We start from the raw sequence: 24682 nt of genomic DNA on the forward strand, positions 1-24682 counted from the left end.
GTTCGTGGACCCGCACATACAGACTCGCTGGTTCTTGGAAAAATTGAACTTGCGTTTCACAGTGTGAGACGCGAATATCGTTTCATGGACAACTCTAGCGGCGTCGGCGTTCTCGACAAGGCAGCTCTGGTATTGAGCGCACTGGAGTCCGGTCCGGCCACCCTCGCCGGGCTGGTCGCGGCGACAGGGCTCGCACGACCCACGGCACATCGCCTTGCCGTGGCACTGGAACACCACCGGATGGTGGCGAGGGACATGCAGGGCCGGTTCATCCTCGGACCGCGGCTGGCGGAGCTCGCCGCCGCGGCCGGCGAGGACCGCCTGCTGGCCACGGCCGGACCGGTGCTCACCCACCTCCGGGACGTGACGGGAGAGAGCGCGCAGCTCTACCGGCGTCAGGGCGACATGCGCATCTGCGTGGCGGCCGCCGAGCGGCTGTCGGGCCTGCGGGACACCGTCCCGGTGGGCTCCACGCTCCCGATGAAGGCGGGCTCGGCCGCGCAGATCCTGATGGCCTGGGAGGAGCCCGAGCGGCTCCACCGCGGCCTGCAGGGCGCGCGCTTCACGGCGACGGCGCTCTCGGGCGTACGGCGTCGCGGCTGGGCGCAGTCGATCGGCGAGCGGGAGCCCGGTGTGGCTTCCGTCTCGGCGCCGGTGCGCGGCCCCTCGAACCGCGTGGTGGCCTCCGTATCGGTCTCGGGGCCGATCGAGCGCCTGACCCGCCACCCCGGGCGCATGCACGCCCAGGCCGTCATCGACGCGGCCGCCCGGCTGACCGAGGCGCTGCGCCGCTCCAGCTGAGCGGCTCTCCCCGGTCGCAGACCTCCTCCACCACCACTCCCCCGGGCCCGGGGGCGCGTGAGACGCCGCACACGTCCACACACACGCGCCGCCGGGCCCGTACTTCGTTCCGCCCCCGTCCGGAAACAGCGAAGAGGCCCTCCGCGATGAACGCGGAGGGCCTCTCCTGTGCGTACCCCCGACCGGATTCGAACCGGCGCTACCGCCTTGAGAGGGCGGCGTGCTAGGCCGCTACACAACGGGGGCTAGCTGTTACTGCGCTGGGCTACCAGGACTCGAACCTAGAATAAGAGAACCAGAAACTCTCGTGTTGCCAATTACACTATAGCCCAAAGGTCTAGACCAGCTAGACACCGTACCCCCGACCGGATTCGAACCGGCGCTACCGCCTTGAGAGGGCGGCGTGCTAGGCCGCTACACAACGGGGGCCCTAGCGATCCTGCATCAAAACATCCGGGTGCGACCCTGGAGATCTCGCGGGAAGGATCTGTACCCCCGACCGGATTCGAACCGGCGCTACCGCCTTGAGAGGGCGGCGTGCTAGGCCGCTACACAACGGGGGCAAGCACTGCGTCACTACTGAACTGCGCTGGGCTACCAGGACTCGAACCTAGAATAAGGGAACCAGAAACCCTCGTGTTGCCAATTACACTATAGCCCACCAAAACTCAAGACCCTGAGGGACTTTCGTTCGGTTAGCGCCTCCGGCCCGGCCTTTCGGCCCGCTCGGGCGGCGCAGAAAGAACATTACCGGATGCCTGACCGTGCTCCAAAACGGGTATCCCCGGCCAGCACCTGCGGGAGCCGGTCGAGTCCGGCGATCCGGTGCACGCCCTCGGGCCCGGGGCCGCGCGATCCGTCGCGGTCGAGCCACACGGCCGCCAGTCCGGCGTCACGGGCACCCCGGGCGTCGATCTCCGGCTGGTCTCCCACGTAGACCACTTCCCCCGGCTCGAGCCCCATCTCGGCGCACGCGGCGAGGAACGCGCCGGCCTCCGGCTTGCTGACGCCCAGCTCCACGGCGCACACCAGGACCTCGAAGCGGTCGCGCAGGCCGAGGCGGCGCAGCTTGGGGTCCTGGTTGGCCACGGAGGAGTTGGTGAGCACCCCGTGCCGGTAGCCGCCGGCCAGGGCGTCCAGGGCGGGCACCACGTCGGGGAACAGCTCCCAGGCGGCCGTGTAGTGCGCCACGTACCGCCCGAACCAGTCGTCGGCCCGTGCGTCGCTCCACGAGGGCGCCCCGAGGAACTCCCGCACCCGGTCCCGGCGCTGCCCCTGGAAGGTCCCCTCCCCGGCCGCGAACCGCTCCCAGTGGCGGTCGGTGATCCGCCGCCACAGCGCGAGCGCCTCGGCCGGAGCCCCGTACCGCTCCGCGAGGCCCTCGGCGGCCAGGTGCGCCGCGAGCCCGGTCCGGTCGGCCCCGGTGTAGTCGAAAAGGGTGTCGTCGATGTCCCACAGCACCGCACGGATCGCCATGAGGCCGACCCTACGCCGGGGGCCGGCGCCCGGGGGGCACGACGAAGAAGTCGGTGGAGAACGCCCCGGGGGCGGCAGCCCTTTGGGGAGCTGCCGCCCCCGGGGGGAGGTACGGGTGGTGCCTACGCGGTGGCGAGCTTCGCCAGGGTCGCGTCGATGCGGGACAGGGAGCGGTCCTTGCCCAGGATCTCGAGGGACTCGAAGAGCGGCAGGCCGATCGTGCGGCCGGTGACGGCGACGCGGACCGGGGCCTGGGCCTTGCCGAGCTTGAGGCCGTGGGCCTCACCGGCGGTGAGGACGGCCTGCTTGAGCGACTCGGGGTCGTTCCAGTCGGCGGCCGCCAGGTTCTCGCGGGCCGTCGTCAGCAGGGCCGCCGGCTCGCCCTTCATCGCCTTGTCCCACGAGGCCTGGTCCTCGACCGGCTCCTTGAGGAACAGGAAGTCGACGTTGGCCGTGATCTCGGACAGGACCGTGACGCGGGTCTGGGCGTACGGCGCGATGCGCTCCCAGGCGGCGGCGTCGAAGTCCTCGGGCGCCCAGTTGGCGTGCGGGGCCCGCAGCCACGGGGCGCAGGCGTCCGCGAAGGCCTTCGGGTCGAGCAGGCGGATGTGGTCGCCGTTGATCGACTCGGCCTTCTTGAGGTCGAAGCGCGCCGGGTTGGCGTTGACGTCCGGGATGTCGAACTTCTCCACCATCTCCTCGATCGAGAAGATGTCCTGGTCCTTGGAGAAGGACCAGCCGAGCAGCGAGAGGTAGTTCAGCAGGCCCTCGGGGAGGAAGCCGCGCTCGCGGTACAGGTTGAGCGAGGCCTCGGGGTCGCGCTTGGAGAGCTTCTTGTTGCCCTCGCCCATCACGTACGGCAGGTGGCCGAAGGCGGGGGTGGTCTTGGCGACGCCCAGCTCGATCAGCGCCTTGTACAGGGCGATCTGGCGCGGGGTGGAGGAGAGCAGGTCCTCGCCGCGCAGGACGTGCGTGATCTCCATCAACGCGTCGTCGACCGGGTTGACCAGCGTGTACAGCGGAGCGCCGTTGGCCCGGACGATGCCGAAGTCCGGCACGTTGTCCGGGGTGAAGGTGAGCTCGCCGCGGACCAGGTCCGTGAAGGTGATCGGCTCGTCGGGCATCCGGAAGCGGACGATGGAGGAGCGGTGCTCGCCCTGGTACGCCTCGACCTGCACGGTGGTCAGCTCGCGGCAGTGGCCGTCGTAGCCGGAGGGCTTGCCCGCGGCACGGGCGGCCGCGCGGCGGGCGTCGAGCTCCTCGGTGGTGCAGTAGCAGTGGTAGGCGTAGCCGCCGTCGAGGAGCTTCTGCGCGACGTCCTTGTAGATGTCCATGCGCTCGGACTGGCGGTACGGGGCGTGCGGGCCGCCGACCTCGGGACCCTCGTCCCAGGTGAAGCCGAGCCAGCGCAGCGAGTCGAGCAGCTGGCCGTAGGACTCCTCGGAGTCGCGGGCCGCGTCGGTGTCCTCGATGCGGAAGACGAACGTACCGCCGTGGTGACGGGCGAACGCCCAGTTGAAGAGGGCCGTGCGGACCAGACCCACGTGGGGGTTGCCGGTCGGGGACGGACAGAAACGTACGCGGGGGGTCGCGTTAGCCACGCTTGATCACCTTGTTGGTGAGAGTGCCGATGCCTTCGATGGTGACGGCGACCTCGTCGCCGACGTTCAGGGGGCCGACTCCGGCCGGGGTCCCCGTGAGGATGACGTCGCCCGGGAGCAGCGTCATGGCCTCGGTGATGTGCACGATCAGGTCCTCGATGGAGCGGACCATCTGGCTGGTGCGGCCGAGCTGGCGCTGTTCGCCGTTGACGGTGCACTGGATCGCCAGGTCGCTCGGGTCGAGGTCCGTCTCGATCCAGGGGCCGAGGGGGCAGGAGCTGTCGAAGCCCTTGGCGCGGGCCCACTGCTTCTCGCGCTGCTGGACGTCGCGCGCGGTGACGTCGTTGGCGCAGGTGTAGCCGAGGATGACGTCCTTGACGCGCTCGCGCGGGACCTCGCGGCACATGCGGCCGATGACCACGGCGAGCTCCGCCTCGTGGTGGAGGTCCTGGGAGAAGGACGGGTACGCGATCGGGTCGCCCGGGCCGACCACCGAGGTGGAGGGCTTGAAGAAGGTGATGGGGGCGTCCAGACGGCCTTCGCCGTCGAAGATGTCGTTGCCCAGCTCCGCCGCGTGCTCCGCGTAGTTGCGGCCGATGGCCACGACCTTGTTCGGGAGCACGGGCGGCAGCAGCCGGACCTTGCTCAGCGGGACCTTCGTGCCCGAGAGCTCGAAGTCCGCGAACGGGATGCCCTTGATGATGTCGAGGACGAGCTCACCTTCGGCGCCGGGGGCAGTGCTGCCCTCGACCGCGCCGAACGCGACATTGCCGTCGATCGAGAACCTGGCGATGCGCACGTGTTGCGTCTGCCCCTCTGTATTTCCGCTGGCTGGAGTCTGCGGACTCCAGGCTAACGCGGTGGGGGCCGACGCCTCGCGCGCATTCCTTCCCGGAGGGCCCGCGCCGTAGGGCTACTGCGCGGCGGCGGCGAGCGGCGCGTCCATGAGGATGGTGCGGCGCGGGTTGGCGGTCTGGGCCGGCAGCTCGACGGTGTGCTCCGGGACCGCAACGGCCTGCAGCTCCTCGGCGTCCTTGAGGTGCGCGAGGGTGGTACGGCGCGGGTTGGCTATGTTGCGGAACATCATCGTCGTCTTCATCGGAGTGCGAAGCCCTCGGCTCACTAGGTCGGATGGTGCGGCGGGTGCCGTCGGAATGCCTTCGGGGTGCCACTTGTCGCTCGCGGCAACCCTGTAAAGCTCAAGGCTAAACATCCAAATCCCCCGCCGAACCGGGAAGCAATGGCCACGGGTATGTGAGTTTGCTCACCAGTGGCCGGGCATTACGGGCATTACGGTCAGTCAATTCAGCACCATAAAACGGACATTGCGCTACTGAATGCGCCATTCCGCTCCTGATCATCTCGACTTGGGCACCTTGCCAGGCGCAGGGTTTGGGCGACGTAAGTCCGATTTCGTACGAATTGGCCCGCACGACGGGTAGCGCATGCGTCACCAGACGTGACCGAATGTCCAGGGCGGAACTCGCACCTTGTTGGAGATCCGCCTCTGTGCTGGAATTCGCGGGACCGCCGCGGGAATCAGCCGGCGCGCAGGTGGCGCGAGACAGCGCCGAGCGCGGCGGCAACGGAGAGGGAGACGCGCCGGTCACCGACGACCACCATGGGGCGCATTTGCCCCACGACTCGACACCGTCCCACCGGTCGCCCGGCGGGACGCCTGGTCCAGAGGTTGCGACGCTAGTGCAGGGACGATTCAAGAGGGATGACAAGGGGTCTCCCCAGGCCCGTCAGGGCCGTGGGGAAGCCGCGCCGGAGCAGGACCCGCGCGGCGGGACCGACCGTGGCTCCTCGCCCCAGCACGCCCAGAACCGCGGGCCGGCTGTCGAGAGCGGGGGCCCCGACGGCTCCGCCGCGGTGAAGCCGAAGGGCCGGGCCAAGCCCAAGGGCGGATCCAAGGCCGACGACGAGTCGGGCGGCCGCGACGTCGCGATACCCCAGACCTCGCGTGGGTCCGGTTCCCGCCTCGCCATGCAGAACTGGCGCATCAGCACGCGTCTGGTGTCGCTGCTGACCCTGCCGGTCGTCGCCGCCACCACCCTCGGTGGCTTCCGCATCAACGACTCGCTCAACGACATCGCGCAGCTGGAGCACATGCAGCTGCTGACGACCATGACCCGGCAGGCCACCAACCTGGCCGCCATGCTCCAGGCCGAGCGTGACAACTCCGCCGGTCCGCTGTCGGTCGACAAGTCGGGCAAGGTCAACACCCAGGTACAGGGCGTCCGCGACTCGACCGACTCCGCCGTCAGGGCCTTCGCCGCCGCGACCGACAAGGTCGACGTCGCGGAGGGCAACGACGAGACGCTCCGGTCGATCCGCAACAACATCCTGCAGATCGCACACGGGCTCAACAACCTCGAAGAGATCCGCAAGAACGCGTACCAGAACGGCGCCCAGCAGACCGTCACCGAGTACAACGCGCTGGTCGTCTCGCTGCTCTCGCTCTCGCAGGACATGGCGCAGGCCACCTCGAACCCCGAGATGATCAAGCGCACCCGCGCCCTGGCCGCGTTCTCCTCCGCCAAGGAGTACGCCTCGATCCAGCGCGCGATCATCGCCGCCGCGCTCCCGGCAGACCCCGCGATCCCCGGCAACCTCACCGAGAACGACCGGCTGTACGCCCGCTCCGCGCAGAGCAGCGAAGAGCAGGCGAGGAAAACCTTCGAGCTCGTCTACCAGGGCAAGCCCGAAGAGCTCCTCGCGGCGCTCGGCGACGGCAACCAGGAGATCGCCACCGCCGACCACTACGCCCGCCGCGTGCTCGGCAACAAGGACCAGTTCGCCAAGGAGAAGAACCGCTCCTGGATGGACTGGTACGACGCGGACGACGTCAAGCTCCAGGCCATGAAGGTCATCGAGCTCACCCTGCTCGAGGACATGGAGCAGAAGGCCCGCGAGCTCAAGAACGAGTCGCAGCGCGACGCGCTCATCAACGGTGCGCTGATCCTCCTCGTCCTCGGCGTCTCCCTCGTCGGCGCCTTCGTCATGGCCCGCTCGATGATCCGCTCGCTGCGCCGCCTCCAGGACACCGCGACCCGCGTCGCCCAGGACCGGCTGCCCGAGCTCGTCAAGCAGCTTTCCGAGTCCGACCCGCAGGACGTGGACACGACGGTGGAGTCCGTCGGTCTGCACACCCGCGACGAGATCGGACAGGTGGCCGCGGCCTTCGACGACGTGCACCGCGAGGCCGTCCGCCTCGCCGCCGAGCAGGCCCTCCTGCGAGGCAACGTCAACGCGATGTTCACCAACCTCTCGCGCCGTTCGCAGGGCCTCATCCAGCGCCAGCTCTCGCTCATCTCCGAGCTGGAGTCGCGCGAGGCCGACCCGGACCAGCTCTCCTCGCTCTTCAAGCTCGACCACCTCGCGACCCGCATGCGCCGTAACGGCGAAAACCTCCTCGTCCTCGCGGGCGAGGAGCCGGGCCGCCGGTGGACCCGCCCCGTCCCGCTCGTCGACGTGCTCCGTGCCGCCGCGTCCGAGGTGGAGCAGTACGAGCGCATCGAACTCTCGTCGGTGCCCGGCACCGACGTCGCCGGCCGCGTCGTCAACGACCTCGTGCACCTGCTCGCCGAGCTGCTGGAGAACGCCACCTCGTTCTCCTCCCCGCAGACCAAGGTCAAGGTCACCGGTCACGCGCTGCCCGACGGCCGCGTGCTCGTGGAGATCCACGACACCGGCATCGGCCTCTCCCCCGAGGACCTCGCCGCGATCAACGAGCGGCTCGCGTCGCCGCCGACCGTGGACGTCTCCGTCTCCCGCCGCATGGGCCTGTTCGTGGTCGGCCGCCTGTCCCTGCGACACGGCATCCGCATCCAGCTCCGCCCCTCCGACTCGGGCGGTACGACGGCCCTCGTCATGCTGCCGGTGGACGTCGCCCAGGGCGGCAAGAAGCCGGCCCCGATGCCCGGCCAGGGCGGTCCGGGCTCCCCCGGCGCCCCCGGTCAGGGCGGTCCCGGCGCTCAGGCGCAGGGCTCGATACCCGCTCCCGGCGCGCGTCCCCCCGTGGGCGCCGCCCCGCAGCGCGGCCAGGTTTCCGCCGGCAGCCAGCGCGCGGCCCTGCCGGGCCGCGACGGCGCCCCCGGCGGGCAGCCCCAGGGCCCCGGCCCGCAGGGCGGACGGCCCCCGCAGCAGCAGGGCCCCGGCGGCCAGACCCAGAGCACCTTCGGTTCCGGTGCTCCGCTGCCGGGCCGCGGCCCGGTCTCCGGTCCCGGTGCCCCGGGCGGCTTCGGCGGTCCGCAGGCCCGTCCGGCCGGCGCCCCCACGGCGTCCGGCCCCGGCGGCTTCCCGCAGGGCAACGGCTTCGAGCGCCCGCAGCAGCAGCCTCAGCAGCAGCAGGCACCGCAGCAGCAGGGGCAGCAGCCCCAGCAGTCGCAGCAGCAGTCCGGCGGCCCGGCCGCGCGCGGCCCCCGGCCGCAGCTTCCGCCGCGCGGTGGCGCGCCCCGTCCGGAGCTCCCGGGTGCGGGCGGCGGACCCGCCGCGATGCCCCAGGCCACCAGTTGGGGTGCGGGCCAGCGCGGACACGACGTACCGCGCGGCCACGACGAGCTGTCGGGCCCCGGTTCCACGTCCGAGTTCCCCCGCCCCGACTTCAACGCCCCGGCCCCGCAGGCCGGCGGCAGCGGCGGCTACGACAACGGCGCCACGGGCCAGTTCGCCCGTCCCGAGTTCGGCGACCCGGCCTCCACCGGCCAGTTCGCCCGCCAGGACTTCGCCGACCCGGCTTCCACCGGGCAGTTCCCCCGCCAGGACTTCCAGGCCCAGCGGCCCGGCGGTCCCGGTGTCGGCGGCTACGCCCAGCCCGGCCAGGCCCCGCAGCCCCAGGGCAACTACGCCCCCGTAGCGCCTCCGCGCGCGGAGGCTCCGCGGCTGCCGCAGGCGCCCCGTCCGGAGGCGCTGCCCCCGGCCGGTCCGGGCACCGGCGAGGGCCGCAGCCCGATCTTCGACACGCTGGAGTCGAACTGGTTCCGCCAGGAGGCCGCTCAGCAGTCCTCCGCGCAGGCGCCGACGGCCGTACCCCAGCAGCAGGCGCAGCAGTCCGCGCCGGCTCCCGCCTCCCCGCAGCGCCCGCAGCAGCACGAGCTGCCGCAGCGCGGCCAGGAGCAGGCTCCGGCCGACTCCGCGCAGACGGCCACCGGCGCCGCGCCGACGGTGAGCTGGCGCTCCTCGCCGAACGACGAGCTGATGCGGCAGGCCGAGCGCGTGCGCCAGCCCGCCGCCGGCGGCATCACCACGTCGGGTCTGCCCCGCCGGGTCCCGCGGGCGAACCTCGTGGCCGGCACCGCGCAGCAGCAGGCCGAAGCACAGGCCGGCCCCCAGGTTTCGCGATCCCCGGACGATGTCCGCGGCCGTCTCACCAACCTCCGACGCGGTATCCAGCAGGGTCGGCAGGCCGGCACCACCGGCCCGGCCACCGGCAGCTACCACATCGACCCCACTTACCAGCAGGAGCGATAGTTGAGTTCGATGAGCCAGGCGGCACAAAACCTGAACTGGTTGATCACGAACTTCGTGGACAACACCCCCGGGGTGTCCCACACCGTGGTGGTCTCCGCCGACGGCCTCCTTCTGGCCATGTCCGAAGGCTTCCCCCGCGACCGGGCCGACCAGCTCGCCGCGGTCGCCTCCGGGCTGACCTCCCTCACCGCGGGTGCCTCGCGCATCTTCGAGGGCGGCGCCGTCAACCAGACGGTGGTGGAGATGGACCGGGGATTCCTCTTCCTGATGTCGGTCTCCGACGGATCCTCGCTGGCCGTACTGGCGCACCCCGAGTGCGACATCGGCCTCGTGGGTTACGAGATGGCCCTCCTCGTGGACCGCGCCGGCAGTGTCCTCACCCCGGACCTGCGCGCGGAACTGCAGGGAAGCCTGCTCATCTGACTGCCGCTCTCCCGGCCGGACGGTACTGCCGGCCGGGGGACCGGGGCCGCGGCCCCGGAACCCAGTACCACCGCCAGGCCGTCATACCGTCCCCCCACCGGCCGCCCCGTCAGACGGCACGCTGACCTTTGCTGTCCAGCCCGGAGGATCAATGACCCCGCCCCCCGCCTATTCCGATCAGTACGGAGACTCGTACTCGGAAGGCGACCAGCCGCTGGTGCGTCCGTACGCGATGACCGGCGGCCGGACCCGACCGCGCTACCAGCTCGCCATCGAGGCACTGGTCAGCACCACGGCCGATCCGATGCACCTGTCCGGGCTGCTTCCGGAGCACCAGCGGATCTGCACGCTCTGCCGTGAGGTCAAGTCGGTCGCGGAGGTCTCCGCGCTGCTGAACATGCCGCTCGGCGTCGCCCGCATCCTCGTCGCCGACCTGGCGGAGGCCGGCATGGTGGCCATCCACCAGCCGGGCAATGGAGAGGCCGGCGGAACGCCGGATGTAACGCTGCTCGAGAGGGTTCTCAGTGGACTTCGCAAGCTCTAGCGGTGGAGCGGCTCCTCGCTCCACCACCTCCGCGAAGATCGTGGTGGCGGGTGGCTTCGGCGTGGGCAAGACCACGTTCGTCGGCGCCGTCTCCGAGATCAATCCGCTGCGCACCGAGGCCGTGATGACGTCCGCGAGCGCGGGCATCGACGACCTGACCCACACCGGGGACAAGACGACCACCACGGTCGCCATGGACTTCGGCCGCATCACCCTGGACCAGGACCTGATCCTGTACCTCTTCGGTACCCCGGGTCAGGACCGCTTCTGGTTCATGTGGGACGACCTGGTGCGCGGCGCGATCGGGGCGATCGTCCTGGTCGACACGCGGCGCCTGGCCGACTGCTTCCCGGCCGTGGACTACTTCGAGAACAGCGGCCTGCCCTTCGTCGTGGCCCTCAACGGCTTCGAGGGGCACCAGCCCTACACCCCGGAGGAAGTCCGCGAGGCCCTGCAGATCGGCCCGGACGCCCCCATCATCACCACCGACGCCCGCCACCGCGCGGACGCCAAGAGCGCGCTCATCACGCTCGTCGAGCACGCCCTGATGGCGCGGCTCAAGTAGGGGCTCCGCGCTACAAGGGTTTCATCGGCTGGTTTTGGGGGGCGGGCTGTGTCATACGACACGGCCCGCCCCCTTCGTTCATAACGTTTCGACAGAGAATTGCCGGGAGTTGGCGACACGGTGCGTTCGCCCGGTGCCGCTGCGCTCACAACTGGCCCCGTTTTTGCCGCAGGACGCTCTTTATGTCCGATTTATGTGGGGCATAAGGCTCTAGGAAGGGCCGATTTCAACTGTTTGGAACACGGCCGTTAACCGTGCTGGAATTCAACGAACTAGCTAGTAGCACCGCCGAGAGGTTGTTGGTCGAGTGAGGCGAAGCAACTCGAGCCCCGCGGATGAACCCGCGCGCGGCAACTTCACCCCGCCGCCGCGCGCGGCCGCGTCATCCTTTGACGTACCCGTGGAACCATCCGTGAGCGGTGGCAGCACCAGCAGGTTCTCGCCCCGCAACTGGCGCGTGCCGACCCGTCTGAACGCCATCCTGCTCGTCCCGGTCCTCGTCGGACTGGTCATGGGCGGCTTCCAGGTGAAGGGCTCCATCGACACCTGGGACGAGGCCAAGGACGCCGAGAAGACCGCCGGCATCGTCCAGGCCGCCGCCGAGTACGGCCAGGCGCTCCTGAACGAGCGCGACCTGACGGCCGAGGCCCTGCTCAGGGGCCAGCGCGAGTCCGAGCCCGTCCTGAAGGCCTACTCGGCCACCGACGCCGCCAAGGCCAAGTTCGCCGAGGCCGCGAAGGACCTGCCCGCGGGCCAGGGCCTGGAGCGCCGCCTGGAGCTCTTCCGCCAGGAGGAGCCGAAGCTGGAGCAGGTCCGCAAGACGGCCTACCTGCCGCAGCTCGAGACGCCTAAGAAGGCCCTCCCCAAGGCGATGGGCCCGATCCCGACCGAAGAGGGGTACGTGCTGGTCCAGCACTACCTCATGCAGTTCTCCAACGAGCTCGGCCTCGGCACCGGCAACGTGACCTCGTACGGCCGCATGGTCTACGCCCTCGAACTGTCCAAGGCCGCGAACTCGCTGCAGCGCTCGGTGGGCACGCACCTGCTGGTCCGGCCGAGCGAGAACGAGGAGATCCGCAAGGCTCAGCTCGTCGCCTTCTCCTCGTACGCGTACCTCGAAGAGATAGCCATCGGCGAGTACGTCGCCGCCGGCACCGACGAGGACGTCGCGCGGCTCAAGGACATCATGGGCGCGAAGTCCCAGGAGGGCGCCGCCAAGCTCGCCGCCGCCAAGCAGGCGGCAGAGCAGGCCGGCACCGTCTTCAACGCCCCGCCGGTGGTCAACGACTCCGCGCTCACCGGTATGACCGAGGCGATAGCCAGCGGCGAGAAGCCCGCCAAGCTCGCCCTCGGCGGTACCACCGCGGCGGCCTGGCAGGCCGCCGCGACCGCCAAGTTCGACGGCTACAACCAGCTCGAGAAGGAACTCCTCGACAAGGCCCTCAAGGATGCCGGATCCGTCTCCGACGAGGCCCGCAACGACGCCATCCTGACCGGCGCCATCGTGGTCGTGGCCCTGGGCGCCGCCTTCATCCTGGCCGGCATGATGGCCCGCCAGATGGGCAAGGCGATGCGCCGTCTGCGCGGCGCCGCCTTCGACATCGCCGAGCAGCGCCTGCCGATGCTCGTCGACCAGCTCTCGCGCACCGACCCGGGCAAGGTCGACACCCGCGTGATGCCGATCCCGATCGACTCCCAGGACGAGATCGGCGAGGTCGCCCGCGCCTTCGACCAGGTCCACCGGGAGGCCGTCCGGCTCGCCGCCGAGCAGGCCCTCCTGCGGGGCAACGTCAACGCGATCTTCACGAACCTCTCCATGCGCAACCAGTCGCTGATCGAGGGCCAGCTGAGCCTGATCACCGAGCTGGAGAACAACGAGGCCGACCCGGACCAGCTGGAGAACCTCTTCCGCCTGGACCACCTGGCCACCCGTATGCGCCGCAACGGCGAGAACCTCCTCATCCTCGCGGGTGAGGAGCCGGGCCGCCGCTGGGACCAGCCGGTCCCGCTGGTCGACGTCCTGCGCGCCGCCTCCTCCGAGGTGGAGCAGTACGAGCGCGTCGAGCTGTCTGGCGTCTCCGACGCCGAGATCCACGGCCAGGCCGTGACCGACCTCGTGCACCTGCTCGCCGAGCTGCTGGAGAACGCCACCACCTTCTCCTCCCCGCAGACCAAGGTCCGGGTCAACGCGACGCGTCTGCCCGACGGCCGGGTCATGGTCGAGATCCACGACAAGGGAATCGGCCTGACCGCCGAGGACTTCGCGGACATCAACCACAAGCTGGCCAACCCGCCGACCGTGGACGCCGCGATCTCGCAGCGCATGGGCCTGTTCGTGGTCGGCCGGCTGGCCGACCGGCACGGCATCCGCGTCCAGCTGCGCCCCTCGGGCGAGGCCGCCGGCACCACCTCGCTGGTCATGCTCCCCGACGCCATCACCCACGGTGGCGGTGGCGAGGAGATCCCGGCGGACGACTTCACGGTCTCCTCGATGATCCCGCGCCAGCAGGCGCAGCAGGCGGTCCCGCTGCGCACGGCCGCCGAGCTCGGCTTCGACGACTCCCGCTACGAGGTCCACCGGGCCGACCAGCCGGGCTACGACGAGCCCGCCGCCGATCCCGTCGGCCGGTCCCTGGGCCGCGAGGAGCGCCGGGCCGCGCTGGAGGCGCAGGTCGGCTACCCGCAGGCGCAGCCGTCGTACGACGAGCCCACGGCGCCCGCGGAGCAGTATCCGGAACCGCAGCCGGAGCACGCGTACCAGCCGTACCAGGGTTACGAGCAGCAGCCCGCTCAGGGCTACGGCCCCGGTTACGAATCCGCTCAGGCCGGGCAGGGATACGACGCGTACACCCAGCAGGAGTACGCCTATCCGGAAGCCGAGTACACGGATCAGCGACAGGAAGTACCGGCCTACGACGGCGGGTACGATTCCCGTTCTGCAGAGGCCGAGTGGCCCCAGCAGAACACCTACTCGGGCTCCTACCAGCAGGATTACGGGACCGAATCGGAATCACCGGCCGCTCCCGAACCGGCCCCGGAGCGCGTAGGCTTCGACCGTCCGGGCGCCACTGCCGACGCCGGCCACCAGGTGACCGGGGCGGGCCTGCCGCGACGCGGCAGCCAGCCGCAGCAGCGGCCGGGACAGCAGGAAACGGAGTCCTCTGGATCCCTCTTCGAGCAGCGGCCGCCGCGTCAGCAGCAGCCCGCGGCACCGGAGCGGGCCACCGAGGAAACGGCAGGCCCCGCCGACTGGCGCTCGAACAACGACGAGCGCTGGCAGCAGGCCGCCAAGCTCCGTGAGCCGAAGGCGGGCGGGGTCACCCAGTCCGGTCTCCCTCGGCGGGTTCCCAAGGCCAACCTGGTCGAGGGTGCCGCGGAGACGACTCCGCAGGGCGGACCCCAGGTCTCCCGGGCCCCGGAGGACGTCCGTGGCAGGTTGAGCAACCTGCGACGCGGCGTCGAGCAGGGCCGCAACGCGGGATCCGAGCAGTCAAGTAACAGCTATGACCAGGAGCGTTAGTGTGAGCGCGATGAGCCAGGCGGCACAAAACCTGAACTGGTTGATCACGAACTTCGTGGACAACACCCCCGGGGTGTCTCACACGGTGGTGGTCTCCGCCGACGGCCTCCTTCTGGCCATGTCCGAAGGCTTCCCCCGCGACCGGGCCGACCAGCTCGCCGCGGTCGCCTCCGGGCTGACCTCCCTCACCGCGGGTGCTTCCCGCATCTTCGAGGGCGGCGCCGTCAACCAGACGGTGGTGGAGATGGACCGGGGATTCCTCTTCCTGATGTCGGTCTCCGACGGATCCTCGCTCGCGGTGCTCGCGCACCCCGAGTGCGACATCGGCCTCGTGGGTTACGAGATGGCCCTCCTCGTGGACCGCGCCGGCACTGTCCTCACCCCGGACCTGCGCGCGGAACTGCAGGGCGGACTTCTCAACTAGCAGACAGGCAGTGCGTTTCGCGTCACCGCACCATAGGGTGCGGTGGCGCAGTTCCACAGGGAGTACTGCGTACTTGGAGTCGGAGGAGGAAACGTGACAACACCCGGAGGACATCCCTATGGCGGCGCGCAGCAGCCGCAGGGTGGGCACGACCAGAACCGCTTCAACTTTCCTTCCGCTCCCAGCAACCGGCCCTCGCCGGAGCACGACCCGGCCTCCGGTCAGCCGTACCAGCAGCAGCAGCCGTACCAGCAGCCGCCGTACGGCCGGCCGCAGCAGGCCGGGCAGTACCGGTCCTCGCAGCAGCCTCCGCGCGGCGGACGCCCGCAGGCGCACAACCCGCTGGTGCGTCCGTACGCGATGACCGGCGGCCGGACCCGACCGCGCTACCAGCTCGCCATCGAGGCACTGGTCAGCACCACGGCCGATCCCGCGCGGCTGCAAGGGCAGTTGCCCGAGCACCAGCGCATCTGCCTCCTGTGCCAGGAGATCAAATCCGTCGCGGAGATCTCGGCACTTCTCTCCATTCCTCTTGGCGTAGCCCGGATCCTCGTCGCCGACCTGGCCGAGGCGGGTCTCGTAGCCATCCACCAGCCCGGCGGCGACGAGTCCGCCGGCGGCCAGCCAGATGTGACACTGCTCGAAAGGGTGCTCAGTGGACTTCGCAAGCTCTAACGGCGGAGCGGCTCCTCGCTCCACCACCTCCGCGAAGATCGTGGTGGCGGGTGGCTTCGGCGTGGGCAAGACCACGTTCGTCGGCGCCGTCTCCGAGATCAACCCCCTGCGCACCGAGGCCGTCATGACGAGCGCCTCCGCCGGCATCGACGACCTGACCCACACCGGGGACAAGACGACCACCACGGTCGCCATGGACTTCGGCCGCATCACCCTGGACCAGGACCTGATCCTGTACCTCTTCGGTACCCCCGGTCAGGACCGCTTCTGGTTCATGTGGGACGACCTCGTCCGCGGCGCGATCGGCGCCGTGGTCCTCGTCGACACCCGCCGTCTCGCCGACTGCTTCCCCGCCGTCGACTACTTCGAGAACAGCGGCCTGCCCTTCGTCATCGCCCTCAACGGCTTCGACGGGCACCAGCCCTACACCCCGGAGGAAGTCCGCGAGGCCCTGCAGATCGGCCCGGACGCCCCCATCATCACCACCGACGCCCGCCACCGCGCGGACGCCAAGAGCGCGCTCATCACCCTGGTCGAGCACGCCCTGATGGCCCGCCTGCGGTAGCCGTCCCGGGCCGGCGCGGCCCGGTCGTACGCGAAAGCCCCCCGCACTCGAAGGAGTGCGGGGGGCTTTTCACGTGGTGCGCGCGCGGCTTCGCGTACTAGCCCTGCCAGCTGCGCGGGCCGCGGAAGCCGGGGGTGCGCTCAAGGCGGCGCCAGCCGGCCTGGGAGCGGACGGCGGCGGCCGAGGTCTCCTCGGGGGCGGACGCGGCGCGGGCGAGCAGGATCGCGGTGATCGCGGCCAGCTCCTCGGGCTCGGCGTTGCCCTTCTCTACCTTCAGCAGGGTGCCGTTCGCGTTGCTCATCGGTGGCAGTTCTCCTTCGACGTCTACTGGGGCGGGTTGCCGTGCTTGCGGGACGGCAGGTCGGCGTGCTTGTTGCGGAGCATCGCGAGGGCGGCGACGAGGACCTCGCGGGTTTCGGCGGGGTCGATGACGTCGTCGACGAGGCCCCGCTCGGCCGCGTAGTACGGGTGCATCAGCTCGGCCTTGTACTCCTTGACCATGCGCGCGCGCATCGCCTCGGGGTCTTCGGCGTCCGCGATCTGCTTGCGGAAGATGACGTTGGCGGCGCCCTCGGCGCCCATCACGGCGATCTCGTTGGTCGGCCAGGCGTAGGTGAGGTCGGCGCCGATGGACTGGGAGTCCATGACGATGTACGCACCGCCGTAGGCCTTGCGCAGGATCAGCGAGATCCGCGGCACGGTCGCGTTGCAGTACGCGTACAGCAGCTTGGCGCCGTGGCGGATGATGCCGCCGTGCTCCTGGTCGACGCCCGGCAGGAAGCCGGGGACGTCCAGGAGGGTGATGATCGGGATGTTGAAGGCGTCGCAGAGCTGGACGAAGCGCGCCGCCTTCTCGGAGGCGTGGATGTCCAGGACGCCGGCGAGGTGGCCGGGCTGGTTGGCGACGATTCCGACGACCTGGCCGTCCATCCGCGCGAGCGCGCAGATGATGTTGCGGGCCCAGCGCTCGTGGATCTCCAGGACGTCGCCCTCGTCGACGAGCTCCTCGATGACCTTGAGCATGTCGTACGGGCGGTTGCCGTCGGCGGGCACCAGGTCCAGCAGGACCTCGGACCGGCGGTCGGCCGGGTCGCTGGTCTCGTGGACCGGCGGGTTCTCGCGGTTGTTGGAGGGCAGCATCGTGATGAGGTAGCGGACCTCGGAGATGCAGGTCTCCTCGTCGTCGTAGGCGAAGTGCGCGACGCCGGAGGTCTCGGCGTGCACGTCCGCGCCGCCGAGGCCGTTCTGGGTGATCTCCTCGCCGGTCACCGCGCGGACGACGTCCGGGCCGGTGATGAACATCTGCGAGGTCTCCCGGACCATGAACACGAAGTCCGTCAGCGCCGGGGAGTAGGCCGCGCCGCCGGCGCAGGGGCCCAGCATCACCGAGATCTGCGGGATGACGCCCGAGGCCTTGGTGTTGCGCTGGAAGATGCCGCCGTACCCGGCGAGCGCGGAGACGCCCTCCTGGATACGGGCGCCGGCGCCGTCGTTGAGGGAGACCAGCGGGGCACCGGCCGCGATGGCCATGTCCATGATCTTGTGGATCTTCGTGGCGTGGGCCTCACCCAGGGCGCCGCCGAAGATGCGGAAGTCGTGCGCGTAGACGAAGACCGTGCGGCCCTCGACCGTGCCCCAGCCGGTGATGACACCGTCGGTGTACGGCTTCTTGGCCTCCAGGCCGAACCCCGTCGCGCGGTGGCGACGCAGCTGCTCGACCTCCTTGAAGGAACCCTCGTCGAGCAGCAGCGCGATGCGCTCACGGGCGGTGAGCTTGCCCTTGGCGTGCTGCGCTTCGGTCGCCCGGTCGCTCGGGCCGCGCCGCGCCTGCTCGCGCAGGTCGTGCAGCTCGGCCACACGCCCACGGGCGTCCGTCGGCTCGCTCGGAATCTGGTCCACAACGGTCATGTAATGACCTTACGAAGCCGGACGGGTAAAACCCTCCGTCGAATCCACACAGTGTCGGGTGTCTTCCGCTGTCCGGCCCGGACAGAACCGCTGCGGGATAAGCGGGGCCCACCAGGCAGGACGCTGGTCCTTTGTGGGCTTCTCACAAAACTCCCGCGCCGGGGGGCACCAGGAACCCAGAGGTTGAAATTTGAACGGAATGGGTCTAGCGTCGTTGTTGTTGAAAGTTCAACTAGTGCCGGACATCGAGCGGCACCCCTACCAAGGAGAAGCCATGGGTCTCTTCACCCGCCGCACGCAGGACACCGCCAACGCCGCGACCGCCGTCGCCACCCTCGACGTGGACCCGGCCCTCGCCGCTCTCACCGGTGACTACGCCATCGACGCCTCCCACAGCAGCATCGGGTTCACCGTCCGCCACGCGATGGTCACCAACGTGCGCGGCACCTTCGCCGACCACGAGGGCACCCTGCGCCTGGACGGCTCCGACCCCTCCCGCTCGACGGCCTCCATCGACGTGAAGATCGCCTCCGTCGACACCGGCATCGGCGACCGCGACGGGCACCTGCGCTCCGGGGACTTCTTCGACGCCGAAACCTTCCCGCTGATGACCTTCCGCTCCGCCGAGGCGCAGCAGCTCGGCGGCGACATGTACCGCATCACCGGCGAGCTGACCATCAAGGACGTCACGCGCCCGCTCTCCATCGACCTGGAGTTCGGCGGCTCGGCCACCGACGTCTACGGCAACGAGCGCGTCGGGTTCGAGGGCTCGGCCGAGATCCTCCGCTCCGACTGGGGCCTGACCTGGAACGCGGCCCTGGAGGCCGGCGGCGTGATGGTCAGCGACAAGGTGAAGCTGACCTTCGACATCTCCGCGATCAAGCAGGCCTGACCCCGGCCGGAGCCGGGATCAGGACGGTTCGACGCCGGGATCGGGCCCGGGGGCGGCTCAGAAGTCGCCCCCGCCGAACCCTCCGCCGTCGAAGCCGCCTCCGCCGCCGAAGTCCCCGCCGCCGAAGTCGGACGGGTTGAAGTCGGCCCCGGAGGCGTCGCCGCCGTCGAAGCCCCCGCCGTCGAAGCCGTTGCCTCCGCCGAAGTCGGAGGCGTAGGCCGGACTGGACATCATCGAACCGAGCATCGTGCCCATGAGCAGGCCGGGCAGGATGCCGCCGCCGAAGTAGCCGCCGGCCCAGGGACCGTACGCCGGGCCGGCGTCGTAGTAGGGGCGCCGGCCGTGCTCGGTGTCGACGGTGCGGACCTCCGGGTCCAGGCCGTCGCGCAGCCGGACGGCATCCGCCGCGCAGACCGGGACGGTACGGGCGGCCCCGCCCGCCGGGGCCCAGGTGGCGTCCTCGGTGCTCGGCCCGTGGCGCGGGTCGAAGAAGCAGGGCGCGCGGCGCTCGGGCAGCGGCCGGCCCTGTCGGCGGGCGTCGAGGCGGGCCAGGGCGTACCGGCCGTCCTCCAGCGCCTGCGTGACGCCCTTGACCTCTTCGGGGTGCTGCACGGAGGCCATGATCCGCTTGGCCTTCTCGTACGAGTCGAGCCCCTGCTCGTAGTCCGTGCGCATGGCGTCGTCGGCGCCGGGCTCACCGGGGTGGAAGTCGAGGCGCTCCAGCTCCTCGCCGAAGGCCGTGATGTCCTCGTCGACGACCACGCTCAGCCGGGCGATGGACTCGCGGCGGAGCTCTTCCTTCTTCTTCCGGTTGCGCTTGACCAGCACGTACGCCCCGCCACCGCCGACGGCGGCCACCACGCCGAGCCCGATCAGAGCGCCCACCGGGGCGCCGCTGTCGGTGCTCGCGGTGCCCCAGGAGGCCGGGGCCTTGCCCTTGGCCTGGGCGAGGGCCTGGTCGACGAAGGCGTTGAGCTCGGTGCTCGCGGTCGCGTCGGCGGGTCCGCCCGCCTTGACGGCGTCGACCAGGTTGCGGACCGCGTTGCCCGGCATGACGGCCCGGTCGGCCCCGGCGTTGAAGCCGTCCCCGAGCCGGATCGCGTAGAGCCCGGTGATGCCGGTCTCGGTACGGACCGTCTTGAGCACGCTGGCGGCGGGGAACTCGGCGGTGGCCGGCAGCACGGCCACGAACACCGGCTTCCCGGCGTCCTTGATCTTCTTCGCGAGCGCGTCCGCCTGCGCGGGCGGCAGCTGCGCCTCGGCGCGCGGGTCCACGTAGACCGGGCCCTTCTTGAGGGCCTCCGCCACGGTGGTGGTCCCGTCGGCGGCCGACGCCTGCGGGGCGACCAGCAGCGCGGTCGCGGACAGCGCCAGCAGCAGAGCGGCCAGCAGCGATCCAAGAAGTGCGGATGTAAGCCTGGTCCTCATACCCACGACGCTACCCGAAGGGGCGAAATGTTGGGTAAGCGGAACATAAGGGACATCCGTCGCGCCGTCTCACCCCGCCGGAGCGCGGCGAGACGGCTTGCGCCGACTACTCCGCCGGCTCCACGCCCGCGTGCAGCAGGCCGTAGGTGAAGGCGTCTTCCAGGGCCTGCCAGGAGGCCGCGATCACGTTCGGGGCGACGCCGACCGTGTTCCATTCGCGGCTGCCGTCCGTCGTGGTCACCAGGACCCGGGTCGTGGACGCCGTGCCGTGTGTGCCCTCCAGGATGCGGACCTTGTAGTCGATCAGCTCGAACTTCGCAAGCTGGGGGTAGAAGCGCTCCAGGGCGACCCGCAGCGCGCGGTCCAGCGCGTTGACCGGGCCGTTGCCCTCCGCCGTCGCGACGATCCGCTCGCCCTTGGCCCACAGCTTCACCGTGGCCTCGTTGGCGTGCGTGCCGTCGGGGCGGTCCTCGACGATGGCCCGCCAGGACTCGATGCGGAAGTACTTGCGCGCCCGGCCCTCGGCCTCGGCGCGCAGCAGCAGCTCGAAGGAGGCGTCGGCGGCCTCGTACGTGTAGCCCTGGAGCTCCCGCTCCTTGACCCGCTCGACCACCCGGGAGACCAGCGCGCGGTCCCCGCCGAGGTCGACGCCGAGCTCCTTGCCCTTGAGCTCGATGGAGGCCCGGCCGGCCATGTCGGAGACGAGCATCCGCATGGTGTTGCCGACCCGCGCGGGGTCGATGTGCTGGTACAGGTCCGGGTCGACCTTGATGGCCGAGGCGTGCAGGCCCGCCTTGTGCGCGAAGGCGGAGACGCCGACGTAGGGCTGGTGCGTGGAGGGGGTGAGGTTGACGACCTCGGCGATGGCGTGCGAGATCCGGGTCATCTCGGCCAGGGCGCCCGCCGGGAGGACCGTGCGGCCGTACTTGATCTCCAGCGCGGCGACGACCGGGAAGAGGTTGGCGTTGCCGACCCGCTCGCCGTAGCCGTTCGCGGTGCACTGCACGTGGGTGGCGCCCGCGTCCACGGCGGCCAGCGTGTTCGCCACGGCGCAGCCGGTGTCGTCCTGGGCGTGGATGCCCAGGCGGGCGCCGGTGTCGGCCAGTACGGTCGCCACGGTCGCGGTGATCTGCGCGGGCAGCATGCCGCCGTTGGTGTCGCAGAGGACCACGACGTCGGCGCCCGCCTCGTGGGCGGCGCGTACGACGGACTTCGCGTACTCGGCGTTCGCCCGGTAGCCGTCGAAGAAGTGCTCGCAGTCGACGAAGACCCGGCGGCCCTGGGAGACCAGGTGGGCGACGGTGTCGCGGACCATCTCCAGGTTCTCGTCCAGAGTGGTGCGCAGGGCGAGCTCGACGTGCCGGTCGTGGGACTTGGCGACCAGGGTGATCACCGGGGCGCCGGACTCCAGCAGGGCGCGGACCTGCGGGTCGGTGGCGGCCGAGCCGCCCGCCCGGCGGGTGGCGCCGAAGGCGACGAGCTGGGCGTGCTTGAAGTCGATCTCCGCGCGGGCACGGGAGAAGAACTCCGTGTCGCGGGGGTTGGCGCCGGGCCAGCCGCCCTCGATGAAACCCACCCCGAAGTCGTCCAGGTGCCGGGCGATCGTCAGCTTGTCCGCGACCGTGAGGTTGATGCCCTCACGCTGGGCACCGTCGCGCAGGGTCGTGTCGAAGACGTGGAACCCGTCGTCGGGGCCGGGGCCCGAAGCCGGCGCAGTCGGCTCGGTCGCCTCTGTCGTCGTCATGCTGATCTGACTCCTGTCGGATGGGTGGTTCCGGATGCCCGCCCTCGGGCAGGCCGACGCCACTGCCCCCATCATCGCGCGCTGCCCGATCCCGGCATGTTCGTGGCCGGAAAACGAAAAGACCTCTCGCGGGTGCGAGAGGTCTGCGCGCGGGTCTGGGGCACGGTGGCCGCCTCCGCGAAGTTCTTCCGCGGCTCAGCGGCCACTGGGGACCGGCGCGCTGCTGTCCATAATCATGAGCTGAGCAGGCACGTCGGCAGTCTGCCATACCGCATGCCGCGGGTGGACAAGGATCTCAGCATGCGGGCACACCCGTCCGCGCGGCGGGCGGAGCCGCCGGCCGGGCCGGCGGGCCGGGTCGCCGACTCAGCCTCCGGCCCCCGGGGTCAGCGCCTCACTGAGGAACTCGCTGACGTGGTCGAGGATGTCGCCCCGCCCTATCCCGGGCAGGCCGACGGCGACCTGGATGCTGAACCCGTCGAGCAGGGCCCGCAGCCGGGCCGCGAAGCGGTCCGGGTCGACCGGCCGGAACTCTCCGCGCGAGATGCCCTCGGCGAGCAGGGCCACCAGGTCGCGGTGCCAGGCGCCCTCGATGGCCCCCTGGCGGTCCCGCTCCCCCGGCCCCGCGTTCTGCGAGCGGTTCCAGACCTCCAGCCACAGCGTCCAGTGCGGATCCCGCGGGCCCTCGGGCACGTACAGGTCCACGTACGACTGCAGCCGCTCGCGCGCCGGGCCGCGGCGGGACAGCAGGGCGCGGCGGCGGGTGCCGAGCGCCGCCTCGCTCCACTCCAGGGTCTGGAGCAGGAGCTCGTCCTTGGTGCGGAAGTAGTAGAGGAGGTGGCCGCTGCTCATGCCGACCTGGCGGCCCAGGCCGGCCATGGTCAGACCGTCCAGGCCGCGTTCGGCGATGGTGGCCATGGCGGCGACCAGTACGTCCTCGCGCGGCGGCGCGTTCTTGCGCGCGGCACGTACCTCACCCGCCACCATGGCCCACTCCTCGTCCCGGCCGCCCTCTCGGGTCAGACCTTCGGCTGCTGCTGGGTGATGCAGTGGATACCGCCACCCCCGGCGAAAATCGTACGTGCGTCGACGAGCGTCACGGTCCGCTCGGGGAACAGACCGCGGAAGATCTCCGCCGCCTCCTCGTCGCGCGGGTCGTCGAAGGCGCACAGGACCACGCCGCCGTTGCAGAGGTAGTGGTTGATGTAGGAGTAGTCGACCCACTCCCCGTCCTCCTCCAGCACGGTCGGCGCCGGGATCTCCACGACCTGGAGCTGCCGGCCCCGGGCGTCGGTGGACGCGCGGAGTATGGCGGCGATGGTCTTGCCGCGCTCGTGGTCCGGGTGGGCCGGGTCGGGCTGGCTGTGGACCATGACCACCCCGGGGCGGGCGAAGGCGGCGACGATGTCCACGTGGCCCTGCGTGCCGTAGGTGCCGTAGTCGCCTGCCAGGCCGTACGGGAGCCAGATCGCCTTGGTGGTGCCCAGGTGGGCGTGGATCTCGGCCTCGACCTGCTCGCGGGTCCAGTCGGGGTTGCGGCCCTTGCCCAGCTGCACGGTGTCGGTGAGGAGCACGGTGCCCTCGCCGTCCACGTGGATGGCGCCGCCCTCGTTGACCAGCGCGGTGCTATAGGTGCGGGTCCCGGCGATGCCGGAGATCTCGCGGGCGATCTTCGAGTCGTGGTCCCAGCGGGCCCACTCCTGGGCGCCCCAGCCGTTGAAGGTCCAGTCGACGGCGGCCAGCTCGCCGGCCTCGTTGGTGACGAAGGTCGGGCCGATGTCGCGCATCCAGGCGTCGTCGAGCTCGCGCTCGACCAGCTCGATGTCCTCGCCCACCACGGCGCGTGCGCTGTCCGCGTCCCCGGGCGAGACGACGAGGGTCACGGGCTCGTACGAGCGGACCGCGCGGGCCACGGCGCCCCAGGCCTCGCGCGCTTCGGCGAGCTCCTGCTCGGTGGTGAAGGTGGGGTTGGGGCTGGGCCAGGCCATCCAGGTGCGCTCGTGGGGCGTCCACTCGGCGGGCATCCGGAATCCGGCGTTCACGGGCGTGGTGCGGGTCATGGCAGGGGGGTCCTTAAAAGCTCTGCTGACTTAAAGGAAGTACAGGCGGTTGAGGGAGACCGATTCGGCGGCTTCGGAGCGCAGGGGTTCCCCGTCGAGGGAGACGAGTCCGCTGCGCGCGTCCACATCGACCGCGCCCACCCGGGAGTTGAGGAGCAGGTTCCCGGGGCCGATGCCCCGGGTGCCGCGGACGGCGACCCTGCGCCTGCGGGTCGGCATCTCGTCGCCGCCCAGGGCCGCCGCCGCGGCCGAGACGAAGGCGACGGAGATGTCGGCCGCGGTGGCCCCGTACGAGCCGAACTGCGGTCCGAGGACCAGCGGTTCGCAGGTGTCGGTGGCGGCGTTGGGGTCGCCGGTGACCCCGTAGGCGGGGAAGCCGGACTTGAGGACGAGCTGCGGCTTGGCGCCGAAGAACTGGGGGCGCCACAGCACGATGTCGGCGAGCTTGCCGACCTCGATGGAGCCGATCTCGTGGGCCAGGCCGTGGGCGATGGCCGGGTTGATGGTCAGCTTGGCCATGTAGCGCAGTACGCGGGCGTTGTCGTCGCCCTCGCCGTCGCCGGCCAGCGGCCCCAGCTCGC

At 70.8% G+C, this 24682-nt stretch carries 21 protein-coding genes and 5 tRNA genes; 10 read left to right on the plus strand and 16 right to left on the minus strand.

All coding sequences use genetic code 11. From position 1 onward, the window contains the following. The first annotated feature begins 84 nt into the window (after positions 1–84). On the plus strand, positions 85–801 hold the full coding sequence (gene ndgR, locus AC6CKD_RS28105) for an IclR family transcriptional regulator NdgR (protein ID WP_112450208.1): 717 nt from the start codon (positions 85–87) through the stop codon (positions 799–801). 173 nt (positions 802–974) lie between these two features. Here ndgR and AC6CKD_RS28110 read toward each other — a convergent pair. The 9 genes from AC6CKD_RS28110 to AC6CKD_RS28150 form a co-directional block, all read right to left on the minus strand. After that, positions 975–1047: transfer RNA gene (locus tag AC6CKD_RS28110), tRNA-Glu, on the minus strand. A 14-nt stretch (positions 1048–1061) separates the two neighbouring features. Continuing rightward, a tRNA-Gln gene (locus AC6CKD_RS28115) sits at positions 1062–1133 on the minus strand. Positions 1134–1157: 24 nt separating this feature from the next. Further along, positions 1158–1230, minus strand: a tRNA-Glu gene (locus AC6CKD_RS28120). A 61-nt stretch (positions 1231–1291) separates the two neighbouring features. Then, positions 1292–1364 (minus strand) — tRNA-Glu (locus AC6CKD_RS28125). 26 nt (positions 1365–1390) lie between these two features. Beyond that, positions 1391–1462: transfer RNA gene (locus tag AC6CKD_RS28130), tRNA-Gln, on the minus strand. A gap of 86 nt (positions 1463–1548) precedes the next feature. Then, the gene (locus AC6CKD_RS28135) at positions 1549–2277 is read right to left on the minus strand and encodes an HAD family hydrolase (RefSeq protein WP_498330989.1); all 729 of its coding nucleotides are present in this window, start codon (positions 2275–2277) and stop codon (positions 1549–1551) included. 122 nt (positions 2278–2399) lie between these two features. Continuing rightward, on the minus strand, positions 2400–3878 hold the full coding sequence (gltX, locus tag AC6CKD_RS28140) for a glutamate--tRNA ligase (protein ID WP_498330990.1): 1479 nt from the start codon (positions 3876–3878) through the stop codon (positions 2400–2402). Continuing rightward, positions 3871–4677: a fumarylacetoacetate hydrolase family protein gene (locus AC6CKD_RS28145; protein WP_498330991.1), complete on the minus strand. Its 807-nt coding sequence runs from the start codon at positions 4675–4677 to the stop codon at positions 3871–3873. Before AC6CKD_RS28145 ends, gltX begins: the two co-directional genes overlap by 8 nt. A 114-nt stretch (positions 4678–4791) precedes the next feature. Beyond that, positions 4792–4977, minus strand: a complete 186-nt coding sequence (locus AC6CKD_RS28150) for a hypothetical protein (protein ID WP_498330992.1) — start codon at positions 4975–4977, stop codon at positions 4792–4794. Positions 4978–5579: 602 nt separating this feature from the next. Between AC6CKD_RS28150 and AC6CKD_RS28155 the strand changes: the two genes are divergently transcribed. From AC6CKD_RS28155 to AC6CKD_RS28190, 8 genes are all read left to right on the plus strand, one after another. Next, positions 5580–9353 carry a sensor histidine kinase gene (locus AC6CKD_RS28155; protein WP_498330993.1) on the plus strand — a complete coding sequence of 1258 codons (3774 nt, stop codon included), beginning with the start codon at positions 5580–5582 and terminating at the stop codon, positions 9351–9353. A gap of 9 nt (positions 9354–9362) precedes the next feature. Next, entirely contained in the window at positions 9363–9776 is a 414-nt protein-coding gene (locus tag AC6CKD_RS28160; RefSeq protein ID WP_008739864.1) for a roadblock/LC7 domain-containing protein, read from the plus strand. Positions 9777–9927: 151 nt separating this feature from the next. Next, positions 9928–10320: a DUF742 domain-containing protein gene (locus AC6CKD_RS28165; RefSeq protein ID WP_243337752.1), complete on the plus strand. Its 393-nt coding sequence runs from the start codon at positions 9928–9930 to the stop codon at positions 10318–10320. Further along, positions 10301–10885: a GTP-binding protein gene (locus AC6CKD_RS28170; RefSeq protein WP_385229961.1), complete on the plus strand. Its 585-nt coding sequence runs from the start codon at positions 10301–10303 to the stop codon at positions 10883–10885. Before AC6CKD_RS28165 ends, AC6CKD_RS28170 begins: the two co-directional genes overlap by 20 nt. Before the next feature lie 307 nt (positions 10886–11192). Further along, positions 11193–14405 carry a sensor histidine kinase gene (locus AC6CKD_RS28175; RefSeq protein WP_498330995.1) on the plus strand — a complete coding sequence of 1071 codons (3213 nt, stop codon included), beginning with the start codon at positions 11193–11195 and terminating at the stop codon, positions 14403–14405. A 10-nt stretch (positions 14406–14415) separates the two neighbouring features. Then, the gene (locus AC6CKD_RS28180) at positions 14416–14829 is read left to right on the plus strand and encodes a roadblock/LC7 domain-containing protein (protein WP_498331030.1); all 414 of its coding nucleotides are present in this window, start codon (positions 14416–14418) and stop codon (positions 14827–14829) included. 93 nt (positions 14830–14922) lie between these two features. Beyond that, positions 14923–15504 (plus strand): DUF742 domain-containing protein, encoded by a 582-nt coding sequence (locus AC6CKD_RS28185; RefSeq protein WP_498330997.1) that lies wholly within the window; start codon positions 14923–14925, stop codon positions 15502–15504. Beyond that, complete coding sequence (locus tag AC6CKD_RS28190) at positions 15485–16069, plus strand: GTP-binding protein (RefSeq protein ID WP_007266770.1); 585 nt, start codon at positions 15485–15487, stop codon at positions 16067–16069. The genes AC6CKD_RS28185 and AC6CKD_RS28190 overlap by 20 nt, the downstream gene beginning before the upstream one ends. A 97-nt stretch (positions 16070–16166) precedes the next feature. Here the strand turns inward: AC6CKD_RS28190 and AC6CKD_RS28195 are convergent, their stop codons facing one another. Next, the gene (locus tag AC6CKD_RS28195; protein ID WP_498330999.1) at positions 16167–16370 is read right to left on the minus strand and encodes an acyl-CoA carboxylase subunit epsilon; all 204 of its coding nucleotides are present in this window, start codon (positions 16368–16370) and stop codon (positions 16167–16169) included. Between the two features lie 23 nt (positions 16371–16393). Further along, positions 16394–17977 carry an acyl-CoA carboxylase subunit beta gene (locus AC6CKD_RS28200; RefSeq protein ID WP_385380693.1) on the minus strand — a complete coding sequence of 528 codons (1584 nt, stop codon included), beginning with the start codon at positions 17975–17977 and terminating at the stop codon, positions 16394–16396. Positions 17978–18251: 274 nt separating this feature from the next. Between AC6CKD_RS28200 and AC6CKD_RS28205 the strand changes: the two genes are divergently transcribed. After that, positions 18252–18869 carry a YceI family protein gene (locus AC6CKD_RS28205; RefSeq protein ID WP_498331002.1) on the plus strand — a complete coding sequence of 206 codons (618 nt, stop codon included), beginning with the start codon at positions 18252–18254 and terminating at the stop codon, positions 18867–18869. A 57-nt stretch (positions 18870–18926) separates the two neighbouring features. Here the strand turns inward: AC6CKD_RS28205 and AC6CKD_RS28210 are convergent, their stop codons facing one another. The 5 genes from AC6CKD_RS28210 to AC6CKD_RS28230 all read right to left on the minus strand — a co-directional run. Then, entirely contained in the window at positions 18927–20297 is a 1371-nt protein-coding gene (locus tag AC6CKD_RS28210; protein ID WP_498331003.1) for a hypothetical protein, read from the minus strand. 106 nt (positions 20298–20403) lie between these two features. After that, the gene (cimA, locus tag AC6CKD_RS28215) at positions 20404–22041 is read right to left on the minus strand and encodes a citramalate synthase (protein ID WP_498331005.1); all 1638 of its coding nucleotides are present in this window, start codon (positions 22039–22041) and stop codon (positions 20404–20406) included. Positions 22042–22407: 366 nt separating this feature from the next. Next, complete coding sequence (locus AC6CKD_RS28220) at positions 22408–23028, minus strand: TetR/AcrR family transcriptional regulator (protein WP_498331007.1); 621 nt, start codon at positions 23026–23028, stop codon at positions 22408–22410. A gap of 32 nt (positions 23029–23060) precedes the next feature. Then, positions 23061–24101 (minus strand): agmatine deiminase family protein, encoded by a 1041-nt coding sequence (locus tag AC6CKD_RS28225; protein ID WP_498331009.1) that lies wholly within the window; start codon positions 24099–24101, stop codon positions 23061–23063. Between the two features lie 30 nt (positions 24102–24131). After that, positions 24132–24682 (minus strand): amidohydrolase family protein (locus AC6CKD_RS28230; protein ID WP_498331011.1); only part of this gene is annotated, 551 nt, incomplete at its 5' end.

The organism is Streptomyces sp. GQ60 (assembly GCF_059758875.1).

What these genes read in the sequence shown, in the direction of transcription:
- AC6CKD_RS28195 (WP_498330999.1), bottom strand. Translation starts at nt 16,370, where the DNA reads ATGAGCAACGCGAACGGCACCCTGCTGAAGGTAGAGAAGGGCAACGCC.
- AC6CKD_RS28135 (WP_498330989.1), bottom strand. Translation starts at nt 2,277, where the DNA reads ATGGCGATCCGTGCGGTGCTGTGGGACATCGACGACACCCTTTTCGAC.
- ndgR (WP_112450208.1), top strand. Translation starts at nt 85, where the DNA reads ATGGACAACTCTAGCGGCGTCGGCGTTCTCGACAAGGCAGCTCTGGTA.
- AC6CKD_RS28225 (WP_498331009.1), bottom strand. Translation starts at nt 24,101, where the DNA reads ATGACCCGCACCACGCCCGTGAACGCCGGATTCCGGATGCCCGCCGAG.
- AC6CKD_RS28150 (WP_498330992.1), bottom strand. Translation starts at nt 4,977, where the DNA reads ATGAAGACGACGATGATGTTCCGCAACATAGCCAACCCGCGCCGTACC.
- AC6CKD_RS28210 (WP_498331003.1), bottom strand. Translation starts at nt 20,297, where the DNA reads ATGAGGACCAGGCTTACATCCGCACTTCTTGGATCGCTGCTGGCCGCT.
- AC6CKD_RS28205 (WP_498331002.1), top strand. Translation starts at nt 18,252, where the DNA reads ATGGGTCTCTTCACCCGCCGCACGCAGGACACCGCCAACGCCGCGACC.
- cimA (WP_498331005.1), bottom strand. Translation starts at nt 22,041, where the DNA reads ATGACGACGACAGAGGCGACCGAGCCGACTGCGCCGGCTTCGGGCCCC.
- AC6CKD_RS28200 (WP_385380693.1), bottom strand. Translation starts at nt 17,977, where the DNA reads ATGACCGTTGTGGACCAGATTCCGAGCGAGCCGACGGACGCCCGTGGG.
- AC6CKD_RS28165 (WP_243337752.1), top strand. Translation starts at nt 9,928, where the DNA reads ATGACCCCGCCCCCCGCCTATTCCGATCAGTACGGAGACTCGTACTCG.
- AC6CKD_RS28220 (WP_498331007.1), bottom strand. Translation starts at nt 23,028, where the DNA reads ATGGTGGCGGGTGAGGTACGTGCCGCGCGCAAGAACGCGCCGCCGCGC.
- AC6CKD_RS28160 (WP_008739864.1), top strand. Translation starts at nt 9,363, where the DNA reads ATGAGCCAGGCGGCACAAAACCTGAACTGGTTGATCACGAACTTCGTG.
- AC6CKD_RS28180 (WP_498331030.1), top strand. Translation starts at nt 14,416, where the DNA reads ATGAGCCAGGCGGCACAAAACCTGAACTGGTTGATCACGAACTTCGTG.